The following is a 14862-nucleotide window of genomic DNA, read 5'->3' as shown; positions in this document are numbered from 1 at the left end:
TTTTAAATCGGGATTAAAATATATTCATAATTAATATCCTGTATTGGTGTAGCGGTTTCCCTTATGGTAAGTTTGAAAGAAGTATTGGTTTTCTCTCTCACCGCTACAATCACATCGTTGTCATCGGCTGAGTTACTTGAATTCGAAATGATGGTACCCAGCACCATATAACTACTGGTTCCTACATCCGGAAAAGTAACCGTTCGGTAGGCATCGGCTGTAAGCACATCGCCAATATGATAGGAGCCTTTATATAAAATCGACACTAACGCTGGTTTGTTCTTGATGAACCCATCTTTTGTATTATCAGTCTCGTTCCAATCCGGCTGCACGTTTTCCTCAGCACTGTAAGCAATAGTGTCAAGTTTAAACTTCATCGCATTAACCAAAGTAACCAACGGAGTAAAGTCGTATGTATCTACTTTAGAATCCAACATTGGAGCAACCATATTCAACGGAATACATTCCACAAAATCAGCCCACGGATAACTTACCGTTGCCGTTCCAAAAGTGGCGTAACGTTTATAGAAAACAGTTCGAAGCTCTGTGTCTTCAAACTCTCTTAATTCGGTATCTTCAACAATAATCACGTTAGGCTGTTCAAAACCACCTACGAAAGGCAACAACTCCCCATTTACATACACGAGTCCATCGCTTACGCTAGTTCCTGTAGTCACACAGCCCGAAATAATGGAACGATCACCCGCTAACTCTCCAATTTTATTCAGCAAAAGCGAATAAGTGGCCTGCATGAAATCTAAGGTTTCGGTTTCTAATGGAAAACCACCGGGTTGGTTAAAATCTATCTTGTTCATATCGTTATAGTGTCAAAATTTCTATTCTGTATCGCTTGCCCGCCATTTTATAAAAATCACAGTAAGCCTTAATCTTTGCCAGTTGGTTATCGGTCATACCGGGCGGAATGTTCACAACAAAATCAGAACCCGAGCCTATATAATCTTCATTGGAATAAATGAACAACTTGCCCAGGAACTTCGGTTTGTTTTCCGCTTCGGTATAAATGTATTTTCTCGGGAAAGAGTTCCCGTCTGTAATGGTGATTCGCCTTAGTTCAGAGTCCACCTTATCGTTCAAAACCTTTCGTAAACGACACACTTGGCCTGTGTGGTTCATTTTGTACAAATTGTCGTCCCGTTTCAGCATCCACCAATAATGAACCTGAGCCACCGGTAGAACCATCACCTGTATAAAAACAACCGTCTTGATCTTCCGCATAAATGTGGGAAGCATCATTATGACAAACTTGCCCCAATCTACCTTATACCACATAATTGATATTGTCAAAATTTGTAACTTGGAAATAACCCGCTTCCGGTATTTTCTTTACGGCAATCCCCACAAAGTCGCCATAAGTATGACTCACCATGTTATAACTGGCCGAACTGGCCGAAAGAACATGAACGTTTATCACCCCATCAACCGCCCTCAAATAAGCGATAAAGTCGTTTATAATAAAGGCACCGTCAAACGGCAAAAGTTTCAAAAATTGTTTGATGGCATCGTCAATAGGTTTGTTACCATTGGCAATGCTAACACCGGTACTGTCAAGAACCAAAGGGTCGCGGTAAACATCCAAGTACAACAGCAGCGCATCGGCAGGGTTATTGATTACCGAGATTTTCACCCCTGCGTACTTAATATCGTTCATATAAGCCGTAAAACTGGCAATCTGTCCACTCAAAAGAGGTGACAGTTCCCCGCCCGTTTCACCCGCAATCTTTACCACAAGTCGGTTAGATTCCCCCGTTTCGTTCACCGAGCAATACTTCACGATTTTCGAAGCGGTTATCTCCTCATCGGTAAACCCGGTATTGTCAAACCGATCTGTGTCGGTCAACAACGCAAAACCGTACTGAAACGCCAAAGCCATGTTTTTATACCAGGGCACAGTTGCGCTTTTTTGCTGTGCGATTAGATCGTCAACTTCTTTTTTGTGGGTATCGAAGAGGGTTTCTAGGAGCCAGTGGGCAAAGGCAACAATACCAAAAGCAATACTTTCAAGACTGACAATAGAAAATTCATCCTCAAATACGGCACCTTCCGAAAGTCCGTAAGAATCACGCACCACTTCATTAGACAAATATGCTTGCCCTATTGTTTGTTTTATTTCTTTTATATCTCTTGCCATATTTTAGCTTACAATAAATGTTTCTTCTATGATCATCCAACCGATACCCAAATCAGGATCTAATAAGCTTTGTTGTTCTTTAGTTATGTCTGAGGCCGGTAATATTTCTGAAGTCGTTAAATAATCAAGCTCTTTTTTTGCAATTGTTAATCCATCAGGAATTACAATCATTTCGCCAACTGTCAAACTATCAGTTATCGACTTTCCATTAGCAAAAGCAATGGTATAGGCGTTAATGACAGCACCAGTATATTGAATGGCTATATCAAATAAACTTTGTCCGGATAAAACTGTTATATTTTTCATTCGTAAGAAGCGTCAATGTTAAACCCCTCATTAGTCATTATAACTGAGTTTACTTTCATCCCGTCAAGACCAAATTCCCTCCTTATCTCACGAGCCAAATTGTCGGGGGTGTTATCCTCCAAAAAGCGTCTAGCTCCAACACCTCGCATCGGTGTAAACTTTAGCTCTGTTTTTTCAATCAGAATCAAATTCTTTTGATTTTGCCCGATAACATCACCAATAACAAGGGATTTTTCCTTGATTAATAAATCTGAGTTCTCATCCAATAAGATTCCTTTCCCTTTCATTTAAACTTATTTTAAAAGCTGTTTAAATCGTGTTTTTAAAGTGGTAAATTCTGCTATATTCACCATTGATGTTGTATTGCCCGATGGCGTTACAAAAACCATATTGCCAATGGCAGCAAATAGGTCATCAAATAAAGTGGCGAGGCTTTCACCGTTAGCCTCAATGTGGACTTTATCAGTAAGCTCCATTTTCGTAATGCCTATTTCAAACCCAACCTTTTCAATTTCATCGGATGCAATCACCATCCAATCGTCGTCGTCTTCAATACGAATAGCCAAAACATAACTTCCGACTTTCGGTACCAGGACAAAACTCTTTTTACCGGAAAGAACTGGGCGAAGTCTTACATCAAAAAACTCCTGACCGTCTTCATCCTCCAAAATACAAGTGGCTTTGTTTTCGTCAACCGATTTCACCTTAGCGATGTTACTCACAGCTGGTCCGTGATTTTTTGCCAGCTCTTTAAGTAGCTCTCGTATTTGTTCGGGTGTCATAATTATTTTGCTATAAAACCAAGTTGTATTTTTTGTCTGCCTCCATTTTTTCCAAACTCTCCCGTAACCGTTTCAACAAAATAGCTTCCTTCACGTTCAGGGTATAGTTTATCGGTAATAACTGCAATCATTCCTTTGTTTGCTGCTGGTTCCAAAAATGCTGTTATATCACCTTCATAACCATTGTAATTTTTCTTTGTTTGTAACCGATTAGCAATTTCTTTCAATAAATTAGCAGGAATACCCGCTTTTATCTTTACTGTTTTATCGGGTCCGTATTTTTCAATATCCGACTTGGTTTTTCTTACCTCGCCATTACTATTTTTTTCCTCAATGACAATACGTACATTTTTGTCAACGATTCTCTTTTTTAAATCATCCTCTTTAACCGTGTTCCAACCCAATCGAAACTTAACCGTGTTTTGCTTTTTACCAAATTGAGTCCCGACATACAGCTCATTAAAATTGAAATACACTACTAAGTGACATTCCTTTTCTAACCATTCCAATACCTGAAATCCTGTAGCGTTTTTAAATCGAACATTCTTTAACGGAATGTTTGGCATTTCAGGGGACAGTACTATATCGGTGCCGGAACACACATCAGTCAATAATTGCTTAACCGTTACATTGGCATAGCTCTTATTAAAAATGATGTCATATAACAAATAGCTGTAACCTTCACATTCTATTTGTACAGGCATCCCCATATTGACTCTTTTAATAAATCCCTCAAAACGTTTGACATTGTTACCGTCATAACCTAGTGAAACACTTATTTTATCGTTTTCCTTAAACACATATTCTTTGCGTTCGTTTGGTTCTTGCATGTCTTCGGTTACAGTTCTAACCGTTTTCATATACGTGATCCTGGGCAAATCAATTGTACAAGTGTCTGTAAAACTATTCACGCTCGTTTTCCAAGTCACTTTTGATGCTTTTACTTGCTTGTAGCTTCCAATGGTTATGTCACTAGTGAGGTAAAACATCTATTCTATAATTAAGTTTTGTATAAAATCGGTTTCAATAATCATTGCAAAAGGACGAATCCAAGTAGCTTTCCCCTGTACTTCGGGAAAGTCAAGCGCACTTATGGCAACCCTACAACTTTCGTCCAGGAACATTTCAGGATAACCACCGTGCAACTCGATAGGCTCAGTTGTTTCAAACCATTCTTTCAATTGCAAAATTTGATCTTCGGGCACAATCCTGTTTTTACCAATCAAGAACCCCCTCACGGCAAAACGATAATCGTCAATAGCAAAGCACTCTTTAACCGTTCCTTTGCGTTCGCTAACGGCAGTGCGAATAATCGTTTTGCTTAAATTAACACCTACCGTACAGGCATCAATTTCAATAAGCTTTTTATTGGACTTCCATAGTTCAATTGGAAACCAAATGGCCTGACCGTAAGAACCAATTTTGTTTAAGGCAATGCTTTTACTCGAATAATCGATACTACCTCTAGGGCGTGGATTTTCGGTTGTTATTGCGTAGCCTGGCTCTTGTGTCAATGGTTCGTTGGAACCCGCTTTGGCAATGAAATAAGGCGAATTATTAAAGTATGTTTTATAAAGAGCGTGTATGTCAATTACTGTATTTGTACTCATTTTAAACCGTTTTTGCACCGTTATACAATACTCTCGCTAAGCACTCCAAAACAACTTTTTCGACTTCTGTAGCTGACTCAGTGGAATTCATTGTTGTAAAATTTATATTGTCAAAGAACTTTCCAACATGAATATTGACCACTTTAGGACCAGCACCAGAAACGGTGTCGCCTGCCGTTTTACTGGAATTGTTATTACTTGCCATTAACGAAGCTCCAGTACCTATAGGCGAATTAGGATCGTCGGTTTTAGGTTTTGGTTTGTTTAGGCTAGAAACTTTGATTTTTACAGTTGCTTCGCCTCCTTTAATCCACTTCCAAACTGAATCAACAGCCTGTAATATTGGTTTCAATACATTTTCCCATAGCCATATTAGTTTATCAAAAAGCCATCCAATGATTTTGAATGTTTTTTCCATAATCCAGCCTTGCATACGAAAAACGTCTTTTAATATTTCGGAGTTTTTAACAAAGTCAACAATTGAAGAAACCAAAGACCACAACTGAACTCCGATTTTTTTGGCAAACTCCCACATGTTCGAAAAGTTGTTCTCAGCAGTGGCCAAATAATCTGCCCAGCCTCCTGTAGTGTCTTTAATGGTAGTCACATAGTCAATCACCCTCCCAAATCCGTTCGCAAATCCATCAATATAAGGCTTAGTTCGTTCAAGCATAGGTGTGATGTTGTTGGCAAACTTGATTCCCAAATCCAAAAGCTTTAATATGACAGGTGAAAAAGCGTCGCCAATATCAGAAAGTCCAGTGACAACATTATCTTTAAATGTGTTCCATTTACCTGATTTTGTCGCACCTTGTGCTTGTAAAGCACCTTCATAGATTCCACCTTTACCAGCTGACATCGCAAGAGCCTTTTGCAATTGCTCATAAGTAACGTCCATTTCTTTAACCTGGGCAATGTTTTTACCTGTTGATCTCGCAAGCATTTCATATATGTTAATACCTGCTATACCAAACTGGCGTATATCCATTGCGGTAGCCTTACCGACGGTTTTAATCTGTTGCATATTAGCCGCCATTCGGGATAAAATATCATTGCCACCACCAACAGCCGAAACGGCATTGGCTAAGTTGAGCGTGTCGGCTCTAGCGGTCTTCGCATTCAGCCCCGCGGAAATCAAAGAACGGTTAACCTCCAATAACGCTGCCGTATCAAAAGGCGTGTCGTTGGCATCTTTTCGAATATTTTTATAAGCGTCTGTAGCTCCTTTTTTACCCAAAAACGTTGTTAGTCCTGTTATCGCTTGCTCTTTTTCAAAGCTTTTCGAAATCATTTCGCTAACTCCCGCCTTAATAGCACCCGCTGCCATAGAAAGCCCTGCTGTTGCCATCCCGCCTATCATGGTACCCATTGCAATACCTCCAAGTCCAATACCGCTGGAACTTGACCCCGAACTGCTATTAGTATTCCCAATATGATTTGCAGACTGTCTTTGTAAAGCGGCCAACTCTCTTCGAGCTGCGGCAATTTGACTAGGAACTGTACTTTTGCTAATAACACTTTCAACCTCTTTAATTTTAGATTGAAGCTCGTTAAAGCTCATACCTAAAATCTTATTTCGGCCTGTCATATTATCGGCCGACTGACTCATTTTGCTAAATGTCGATTGCGAGGTCGAACCAACTTTCGTTAAGTTCGAACTCAGCATATCGCGCATTCTTAAAACAAAATCAATCGTATTATTCATTAGTTTTCTTCTTTTTTGCTTAACTCTAAAGCAATACCGGTGCGATAAAAAAAGGTTTCCTCACCCCATTCCTTTAAAGCATTTGCGCCAAACTTCATACTCCCAAAAACTATCAGGTAATCAATACTGGCTTTCTTGTTTTGACAATCCTTTATTCCTTTTTCACTAAAAGCGAAAGTAGTCTGCTTTTTTCCCCTCCAATAGATTGTTTATTTGAAGGAATACAGCGATAAACTTGTCTTCATCTTCTACCAAAGGATGGTCCCCTTCGAGCCACAATTGTTCCAGGATAAAAGCAACCGCTTTACTCATTCCGTTTGTACCAATCGACATCATGTACTCTCCCAAGTCGTCAGCCGTTGGCGGACGTAAAACGGCCATGTCGTTTTCATGTTTCAAATAAATCAATTGACGGCCTCCGTACTCTTTTTTCCACTGATCTAATTTTTCAGCTCCAAAACGGTCTATAAAAGGTTTTCTCTTTTCTTCTATACTTACCTCTGAATCAACTTTTGCAGATTCTTTAGCTTGCCTATTTGCAAATACCGACCTTAAGTCGCTTGTTGGATTTGGTTTGGTTTTCATTTTGTTGTTTGTTTTTTATGGTAATTTGACATTCATTGCCAAATAAGGCAACGTGATTTCTCTAAATTTGGCGTTTTGCTCCAAGTCGGTTCCACACTCCGTAAAAGCAACTCCCGAAGCGGTATAAGTGCTAATTGGATCAATAGCACGCTTTTTATAAGCACACGTAATTACAATAAGCTCATGGGGTACATCGGTTATGTCTTCATAGCCTCCTGCACGAGCCGCTTTATTCATTGCGTCAGCCTCAAATCCTAAAACCTTGATGTTTCCAGAGCCTTTTTTGTTACCGCTTACAATGTCAATAGCTTCGTCACCTGCTGCAAACAAATGCTCTTTGTCTACTTCTTTTTTAAAGCCAAAGCCACGAAGTCCTTTAATGGTTCGCCCTAAAATTTGAATTTCAAAGCGTGACCAGGCACACTCATCGGATGTTATATTTACATTCATTGATCTATAAATTTGCGGTTAAACCTATCGTTACTGTTATCCAGGTCATATAACCCAGTGGCAACACTTTTACTTCAATTCCTCCGGTACTTGTGTTGATAATATTGGAATCCGTTGGTACATTCACGTCAACATCACTCACTTGACCCGCAAGCTGTGATTTTAATTGTTGCTCAATTGTGTCCTCCAAATGCTTCGCATCAGTAGCGTTAATAGTTCCGTCTGCATTCACACGAACCGTTGTTTCCAACAAAGGTGTTGCGGCTGCAACAGCTACACGTTGGGCTTTATCAATAACACGACCATGAACCAATATTCTGAAATCATCGTCAGTGGCCATATTATCTCTTCCGAAGTAATAACCCGCAGCACCATCACGACGGTGCATAAGGATAAAACCAGCATCGGCAAAAGCGTCTAGCTCTTCAGGGAAATACTCTTCAATGGTTTTGTCACCAATGTAGGCTTGTGGTATAGTAAGCGCACCATTTTGACCGCTTCCTATTTTGATGTGAGAGCCGTATTTTACAGCTCTAGCCAAAGCCAAAGCAACTCCACCGGCACTAGAACCGTCAGCAACATTGCTACTCAACACCACGCCCGCAAAACCATTCCCAACCTCATTAGGTTCAAACAAATCAGCTTCTAAATCGTTAGTTCTGCCCTCAATCAAAATACGGACAGGTTTATTAATACCTTGTTGATATTGGCCTAATGTTTTAGCCGCCAAAAGAGCGTCCTCAACATCTTTGTCAAGGAAGTGGTCAGCGACCATTGCATAACTTCCGGCTGGCTTACGAATAAGACCAACAACAGTAATTTCACCTTGTGCCGAATTCAACAATTTTTTCAAACCATTGGCATTCGTCGAAGTCGCCATTTGGGTTAAGGTCATTGTGTCCTCAACACCTAGAATGCGCAACGCCTGGTTACCGCCCAACTCTTGATAAAACAATTGAATGAATGCATTCAAAAACGGTTCTGCTACAGCGGTATATCCTTTGCTTACGGCATCATCATAGCTAAATACCGTTTCAATTACACCAATTTTGGTTGCAGCAGTTCCCACAATTCCCGCAACGCCGTCCAGTACTTGAACCTGACGTTGTAGGTTGCCAGAGGCTACGGCTACCGTAACCTTTGGCGTTCCTGTACCTTGTGTCATTAGGCTTTTGGTTCTAAGTTTGCTTTAGCAATTTCAAGAGCGGCCAATAAGTCAGGCTGTTTTAGCGTTGGAGTTCCAAGGCCTAATGCTTTTACTAAAGCTTTTATTTCTGGATACTCAGCCTTTGAAGCATCAAAGTTTCTCAAAGCTTCAATTGCTTGCGCTTTTTCGTCATCATCTCCTATGCCTCCGTTTCCTGTATCACCAGTTACATGATTTGGATCATTCACGTCGATGTTTTTTACATCAATTTCCTCTCTTTTAAAAGACTCAATTGTGTTGTTTTTCAAGGCACTTGCAAAACCTTGTGCCGATCCGATGGTGTGAAAAACACGACCGTCTGAGGTTATGTGGCATTCGTTGCTTGATGGGTGTCTGTCGAAATAATCGACTGCTAATTCTTTTTGCATTTTAAAATGGTTTTAAATGGTTTTTAAATACGATTTCTAAGGACGAATCCAAGACCGAGTAAAAAGGCTATGAATAAGAATATTCGCCCGAGTATAATTTGTGTTTTCTGCCACCAACTCAATTCTTTTTCGACTATATAAGGATGCTTTTGAATAACTTCAATAACTTTATTGATATAGGTTTCCTTCCATTGAGCGAATAATTTTTGCGCCTCGGCTTCACAATCGACTTTCAGCATATTGTCTTTGATTTCGACTTTTGGAGGCTTTAGATAACTTCCTTTTTTGGTTTTGACTTTTGAAGGCTGATTAATAACAACCTTGCCGTTGACACACTCTAAGTATGCTTCGTAATAGCTGCTATCTTTTTTTACTTCAAAAACAGTGTCGTGAATGATTTCTTTTACCGTTACAGTAGAGTTTGTTTGTGTAGTTGTTGGCGGAACAACACTAGTGCTTTTGCAAGCTACTAGCGTTGTGGCCAAAACAACAAAACAAAAAATGGACAAAAAGTGGTTTAGTTTTACGTTTTTCATGATTTTGGAATTAATTTTTCAATTGATTTTGCAATACTTTTTAAGGTAGTTGCGTAGCTCGGATCAGTAGCATAACCGGCTTTGGCTATTTCATCGATAAATTGGTAAGGGTCACTTTTTACAGTCATTGCCTTAGCATATCGCTTGTTTCGAATAAAGAAGTTTGCATGATCTACAAAGCTTTCTTTAGGAGTAGGATATTTTCTGAAATAATCCTTGATTTTGTATTTGAACCATTTTTGCCCGTTGCGCATTACTGGTGTTACCGTAATGATGTTAGGAAACTTCGCATTGGCACTTTTGGAATATTCTGTTGTTGTTATTAATTGTTCATTCCCGTTCACACCGTCAGTGTCTTTAACACCAAAAAGCATATTGCCGGGTGCAACTTTGCCCCATGCACTTTCTAAAGCTCCTTGTGCTAATTGGGCAACTGCTGAAATACCAGTTATTTTTTCACTGGCTAGCGCAAATGGGTAATAAAAATTAGTGTACTCCTGTTTTGTCATTCCTCATTCTTTTTACTTATCCCTAGCTTAGACTTAGCGTAAACCGAGGCTAGTTTTAAAATTTGTTCAATCTCATCCAAAATGAGCTTTGAAAAGACTCCTGACAATCCACAAGCTGCGAAAATGATATTTTCATTTGTCACCATTAAGTAGTCTTTACAGGCGATACCCATACAAATGGAAATAAAAATGGACACGATAACCGATTTAAAAAAGGCCATCCACGACATTTCTGTACGCATTCTGTGTATTATTGAGCCAATAGCCCCGCCTAATATGTATGGATTGAACCGTTTAAGAAAATCCATAATGCTGTCAATTACTTCTATCACAATCGTAGGTTTAAAAAAAGGCTGCAATCACTAAAGAGACAGCCTTTTGCTATTTATATTCTAAGGGTTATTAGGCTGCCTGAACAACAAGACCAACACCTTTCCAGTCTTCACGACGGCAACGACCACCCATTTTCACTAATCCCGAATGAATGTCACCATAGTACAATGGGTTGTCAAAATCTTGGAAAAGTTTAGTATCTCCCAATGCCTTAGTTACGCTATCTTTTTGCCAAAAGATACTTGCTAGGTTATCGGTAGCTGCTAAAGCTTCGCCCGGTAATCTAAATACACCGGCAGAAGTCAATGCTAAAACCGAACTTCTTTCTAAGAAGGTGAAGCCTGCAAATTTTCCAACAATTCCGTTTGTCAAATCGGCTGAAGCTTGGAATGCTGCCATTTGATTAGATGATAAGGAGTCAATAAATTGTTGGTACATGTAGCTTTCAACCATCGCGTAACGGTTAGCTTTGTCAACATTATCTTTATTGAATTTTGCTTGCATTGCCTGAACTTCCTTATACGTAAAGGCTTTACGTGTTCCTGTTTGACCGTCTTCAGGATTCACAGTTGTTGCAGCTCCTGTAGTTGCAATTTGTCTACCTGCTGGTAAATACTCAACAGTAGTACCACCGCCTGCGGCTGGCTTTACACCTTTAATCCAGCTGTAAGTCAACTCATCACCAATAGTTTCGGCAAGTGTACCAGTATGATCGCCCAGAACGCTGTCTGTTTTTTCATAGCTAATTTCGTTTGCTTCCGCCGCTGTGATTGCAGTTGGATCAGTTGTCCAGGTATCAAGCGCATACATAATCGCTGTATCGCCACGTTGCACAGCTGTAGCAGCTCCAAAACCTCTGTTTTTTACAACATTTGGTTTTGCTCCGGCTTGCGGTATGTACACCACTGAACCACCCATAATGTATTTTGACTCATCAAAACAAAGGGCAATGTGTGGATTTGTTCTACGTAGTTTTTCTACGATGTACGATGCCCAAAATTCTTGGGGTATTTTTGGATTTGCCATAATTAAATAAGGTTATGCGTTAGGATATTTCTCTTTTTTCAATTTTTCGTACAAGTCTGGGAACTGAGTGCGTACAGTTTCCAATTTGTTCGACTGGTACAAATCGTCCCAAGATTTACCGATAAACTCAGCCATATCTTTGTTGTCTCCCAATTGATCGGTAATCAACGTTTGAGCTGGCATAGCGTCAATTAAATCTTTCAAGCCTTTTGGGTCAGTTTTATAACTTTCACCCAATTTTGCCGAAACCTCTTTGGTTAGTTTTTTATCGGCTTCGCCTTTTGCCAAAAGATCTTGAACCTCTTTAGCTACGTTATCGGCTTTTAGGTCGTCCAACTCCTTTTCCTTGTTAGTTAAGGCAGTGGTTTTGTCCGCTAAATCTTTCTCCAAACCGGGTACTTTTTTAGCTAGGTCAACTAAGTCCTGAAACGCTTTGGTAGCGTCGTCATCAGAATACTTGTCGCTTAAATTTAAAGCCGTAAGCATGGCGGCCGTTAAAAGAATTTTACTCATTTCATTGGGTTTAGGTTTTACAAAATCAGAAAGGTTTAATTCGTTATCATCGATGTCGTATAGATTGGCAAGCGCATTATAGTTGCCCGGAATATCAACCAATGAGATTTCACGAGGAAACCATTCAGTTATGGTCAATCCTGTTTGTCCTGGTAACATCAAACTTTTTTCGTCTGAGGCGTCTAAGCAAACAATACGACCAACACTTGCAGCGTTTAAAAATCCGTTTTCTATTTCCGACACAATGTTTTCACCTTCAGGGTGTGCCAAGTTGATAACAGGTTTAGCGTAAACCTTGTCGCCATCAATTCGAAAGTCTTCCCATCTTACAACAATCCCGTTGTCACGGTTGTGCATCTTAAAGCCGATAGGATTTTTTTTGACTTCATCCATTAACATACCCGAAGTAAGACATCGATAGCCATACACATTTACAGAGTCGTCTGTAATGCAAAATTCTCTATCGATTTTCTTCAATTTAGGTGTACTCATTAGCCTTGCTCGTTTATGTGTTTCTTAAAGTGAGTACAAACTTGCGAATACTTCAAACCCTTTAAAAATAAGGGCGCAAGGCTTGCACAACTATTTTAAAACGGCTGTGTTTTTGGTCAATTTTGCCCTGTAATCAAGTAGTAAAATGGGAATTTCAAAGGCACAAGAGCGTGAGTACGCTCGAATATTATATGTAAACGAGCGCATCACCTTCAAGGAGATAGCCGAACGTACAGGCGTTACTGAAAAGACGATAGGTAAATGGGCTGAGGCTGACAATTGGGCGAAGCTTCGTAAAAGCTTGTTGACCACCAAAGAAGCTCAATTGGTTCATTGGTACAATCAACTTGATGCGCTTAATGAAGATATTGCCAAAAGAGACTTGCCAATACCTAGTGCAAAAGAGGCAGACATTATGTCGAAAATCACCGCAAACATCCAACGCCTGGAAACCGAAATAGGTTTAGGCGAATATGTGGAAGTTTCTCGAAAATTATTAACGTTCATCCAGTCAGTTGATCTGGACGAAGCAAAAAAATTCAAAAATTACATTGATGAGTTTATTAACTCAAAATTAAAAAATGGCTAAAAGAGTAACTGATAAGGAATATTTAGAAGCGTGGCGTGAGTTCTGTGAAAACATGGACAACGCAACACCTATAGACTTAAACGAAACTCATTCGGCAAAAATTAAGAGAAAAAATCATCTAGAAAAAAATCCTGAGGAATGGTTTAAATACTATTTCCCAATGTACTATACCAGTGAGCCTGCTGATTTTCACATTAAGGCAACCAAAAGAGTTTTAGCTAATGCCGAATGGTACGAAGTTCGTTCTTGGTCGAGAGAACTATCAAAGTCAGGTCGAACCATGATGGAAACTTTGTACCTGGGTATAGCTGATATTCCTGTTGAATTAAAAGTTGATACCATTCTTTTGGTATCGGATTCTTTGGATAATGCCGAACGATTGCTTTTGCCCTATAAAGGAACCTTAGAAAGTAATAACAGAATTATTAATGACTACGGTGTACAAAAAAAAATAGGCGGGTGGGAATCCACAGAGTTTACTACAAGAAAAGGATTGTCATTTAGGGGAATTGGTGCAGGACAATCGCCTCGTGGTACTCGAAACAAAGCCAAAAGACCCAATTTAATACTAATTGATGATATTGACACCGACGAATTATGTCGAAATATCGAAAGAGTAAAAGAACGTATTAAATGGATTGAGCAAGCCCTAATCCCAACTCGTTCTATTTCTTGTGGCTTACGAATTATTGCTTGCGGTAACATCATTGCAAAATATTGCTGTATTACTGAAATGGGTAAAAAAGCCGATAAATGGGAAGTAATTAATATCAGAGATAAAAGCGGTAAAAGTTCGTGGCCTCAAAAAAATAGTGAAGATGCTATTGACAGAGTTTTAAGCTTGATTTCATACGAAAGCTACCAAAAAGAGTATTTCAACAATCCAATGGATGGAGGTGACACTTTCAAAGAAATTCAATTCGGGAAATGTCCGCAATTACGCCATTGTGATAGTGTTGTAATCTATGCCGACCCTGCACCATCAAATAAAGATAAAACTAGTGCCTGTAGTAAGGCTATTGCTATCATAGCTAAAAAAGGACTTGATTTTTTCATATATAAAGCGTGGGTAGATCAAATGAGTAATGCCAATTTTTGCGAATACTTGTTTGAGGCTCACGACACCTGTAAACGTGCAGGAGTTGACCCAATATATGTATGGATTGAAAACAATTCACTACAAGACCCCTTTTATGAACAGGTTATTTTACCACACATTTACCGTATTGGTGACGAACGAAAAACCTTTTTACCTATTCGTCCGGACGATCGTAAAAAGCCTGAAAAATATGCTAGGATTGAGGGTACACTTGAACCTTTGAACCGTTTAGGACATTTGATTTTTAATGTTATGGAGGAATCCAATAAACACATGGAACGAATGGTAGCACAGTTTACTGGTTTTAACAGAAAGGCAAAATTAATGGACGGTCCCGATTGCGTTGAAGGTGGCGTATGGATTATTAATGAAATACAAATTACAACCGCTACAGGAGCTATCGAAACTTTTGAGCGCAAAAAATCTAAACACAGAATGTAATGGCAAAAGACAAACCACAATCCGTAACCTATCAGATAGGAGTTGACATTTTAGGCTTCCCGATATTTATTGAACATACTATTATTTGCGAAACGCAAGTCAATTTTATCAAGCCCAAAAAGACTTTAAACGTTTTACAACGAATTTTTAAACAGCATTAAA

Annotated in this window: 21 protein-coding genes; 3 read left to right on the top strand and 18 right to left on the bottom strand. The window is 39.3% G+C overall.

What is annotated here, in order from left to right:
* Positions 1 to 2: 2 nt before the first annotated feature.
* The 18 genes from EM308_RS08455 to EM308_RS08370 form a co-directional block, all read right to left on the bottom strand.
* On the bottom strand, positions 3 to 815 hold the full coding sequence (locus tag EM308_RS08455; protein WP_051877695.1) for a hypothetical protein: 813 nt from the start codon (positions 813 to 815) through the stop codon (positions 3 to 5).
* A 4-nt stretch (positions 816 to 819) separates the two neighbouring features.
* On the bottom strand, positions 820 to 1236 hold the full coding sequence (locus EM308_RS08450; RefSeq protein WP_156101327.1) for a hypothetical protein: 417 nt from the start codon (positions 1234 to 1236) through the stop codon (positions 820 to 822).
* A gap of 43 nt (positions 1237 to 1279) precedes the next feature.
* Positions 1280 to 2149 (bottom strand): hypothetical protein, encoded by an 870-nt coding sequence (locus EM308_RS08445; protein ID WP_035635625.1) that lies wholly within the window; start codon positions 2147 to 2149, stop codon positions 1280 to 1282.
* Positions 2150 to 2152: 3 nt separating this feature from the next.
* Positions 2153 to 2455: a hypothetical protein gene (locus EM308_RS08440; RefSeq protein WP_035635622.1), complete on the bottom strand. Its 303-nt coding sequence runs from the start codon at positions 2453 to 2455 to the stop codon at positions 2153 to 2155.
* Positions 2452 to 2742, bottom strand: coding sequence for a hypothetical protein (locus EM308_RS08435; RefSeq protein ID WP_051877694.1), 291 nt, complete (start codon positions 2740 to 2742; stop codon positions 2452 to 2454). The genes EM308_RS08440 and EM308_RS08435 overlap by 4 nt, the downstream gene beginning before the upstream one ends.
* A gap of 6 nt (positions 2743 to 2748) precedes the next feature.
* The gene (locus tag EM308_RS08430) at positions 2749 to 3177 is read right to left on the bottom strand and encodes a hypothetical protein (RefSeq protein WP_156101326.1); all 429 of its coding nucleotides are present in this window, start codon (positions 3175 to 3177) and stop codon (positions 2749 to 2751) included.
* A 62-nt stretch (positions 3178 to 3239) separates the two neighbouring features.
* Positions 3240 to 4226, bottom strand: a complete 987-nt coding sequence (locus tag EM308_RS08425; RefSeq protein WP_035635619.1) for a hypothetical protein — start codon at positions 4224 to 4226, stop codon at positions 3240 to 3242.
* Positions 4227 to 4847, bottom strand: a complete 621-nt coding sequence (locus tag EM308_RS08420; RefSeq protein ID WP_035635616.1) for a DUF6046 domain-containing protein — start codon at positions 4845 to 4847, stop codon at positions 4227 to 4229.
* 1 nt (position 4848) lies between these two features.
* Entirely contained in the window at positions 4849 to 6552 is a 1704-nt protein-coding gene (locus EM308_RS08415; RefSeq protein WP_035635614.1) for a tape measure protein, read from the bottom strand.
* 165 nt (positions 6553 to 6717) lie between these two features.
* Complete coding sequence (locus EM308_RS08410; RefSeq protein WP_035635611.1) at positions 6718 to 7137, bottom strand: hypothetical protein; 420 nt, start codon at positions 7135 to 7137, stop codon at positions 6718 to 6720.
* 15 nt (positions 7138 to 7152) lie between these two features.
* Positions 7153 to 7587 (bottom strand): hypothetical protein, encoded by a 435-nt coding sequence (locus EM308_RS08405; RefSeq protein WP_035635608.1) that lies wholly within the window; start codon positions 7585 to 7587, stop codon positions 7153 to 7155.
* A 4-nt stretch (positions 7588 to 7591) separates the two neighbouring features.
* A complete protein-coding gene (locus EM308_RS08400) occupies positions 7592 to 8752 on the bottom strand; it encodes a DUF2586 family protein (RefSeq protein WP_035635605.1) in 1161 nt (386 codons plus the stop codon).
* Positions 8752 to 9162, bottom strand: a complete 411-nt coding sequence (locus EM308_RS08395) for a hypothetical protein (protein WP_035635603.1) — start codon at positions 9160 to 9162, stop codon at positions 8752 to 8754. Before EM308_RS08395 ends, EM308_RS08400 begins: the two co-directional genes overlap by 1 nt.
* Before the next feature lie 23 nt (positions 9163 to 9185).
* Positions 9186 to 9698, bottom strand: a complete 513-nt coding sequence (locus EM308_RS08390) for a hypothetical protein (RefSeq protein ID WP_035635601.1) — start codon at positions 9696 to 9698, stop codon at positions 9186 to 9188.
* Complete coding sequence (locus tag EM308_RS08385; RefSeq protein WP_035635600.1) at positions 9695 to 10207, bottom strand: glycoside hydrolase family 73 protein; 513 nt, start codon at positions 10205 to 10207, stop codon at positions 9695 to 9697. The genes EM308_RS08390 and EM308_RS08385 overlap by 4 nt, the downstream gene beginning before the upstream one ends.
* Positions 10204 to 10539, bottom strand: coding sequence for a hypothetical protein (locus tag EM308_RS08380; protein ID WP_156101325.1), 336 nt, complete (start codon positions 10537 to 10539; stop codon positions 10204 to 10206). Before EM308_RS08380 ends, EM308_RS08385 begins: the two co-directional genes overlap by 4 nt.
* A gap of 70 nt (positions 10540 to 10609) precedes the next feature.
* Positions 10610 to 11566, bottom strand: a complete 957-nt coding sequence (locus EM308_RS08375) for a phage capsid protein (protein WP_035635597.1) — start codon at positions 11564 to 11566, stop codon at positions 10610 to 10612.
* 12 nt (positions 11567 to 11578) lie between these two features.
* A complete protein-coding gene (locus tag EM308_RS08370; RefSeq protein ID WP_035635596.1) occupies positions 11579 to 12571 on the bottom strand; it encodes a phage protease in 993 nt (330 codons plus the stop codon).
* Positions 12572 to 12716: 145 nt separating this feature from the next.
* Here EM308_RS08370 and EM308_RS08365 point away from each other — a divergent pair, with 145 nt between their 5' ends.
* Genes EM308_RS08365 through EM308_RS18060 form a run of 3 tightly spaced genes read left to right on the top strand, consistent with a single transcriptional unit; the run spans position 12717 to position 14861 of the window.
* On the top strand, positions 12717 to 13160 hold the full coding sequence (locus EM308_RS08365) for a terminase gpP N-terminus-related DNA-binding protein (RefSeq protein WP_035635594.1): 444 nt from the start codon (positions 12717 to 12719) through the stop codon (positions 13158 to 13160).
* A complete protein-coding gene (locus EM308_RS08360) occupies positions 13153 to 14700 on the top strand; it encodes a hypothetical protein (protein WP_035635592.1) in 1548 nt (515 codons plus the stop codon). The genes EM308_RS08365 and EM308_RS08360 overlap by 8 nt, the downstream gene beginning before the upstream one ends.
* On the top strand, positions 14700 to 14861 hold the full coding sequence (locus EM308_RS18060; protein ID WP_156101324.1) for a hypothetical protein: 162 nt from the start codon (positions 14700 to 14702) through the stop codon (positions 14859 to 14861). The genes EM308_RS08360 and EM308_RS18060 overlap by 1 nt, the downstream gene beginning before the upstream one ends.
* Position 14862 lies beyond the last annotated feature (1 nt).

Source organism: Flavobacterium gilvum, assembly GCF_001761465.1.
GTDB lineage: Bacteria > Bacteroidota > Bacteroidia > Flavobacteriales > Flavobacteriaceae > Flavobacterium > Flavobacterium gilvum.
This window is presented reverse-complemented; position numbering and strand designations above follow the sequence as displayed.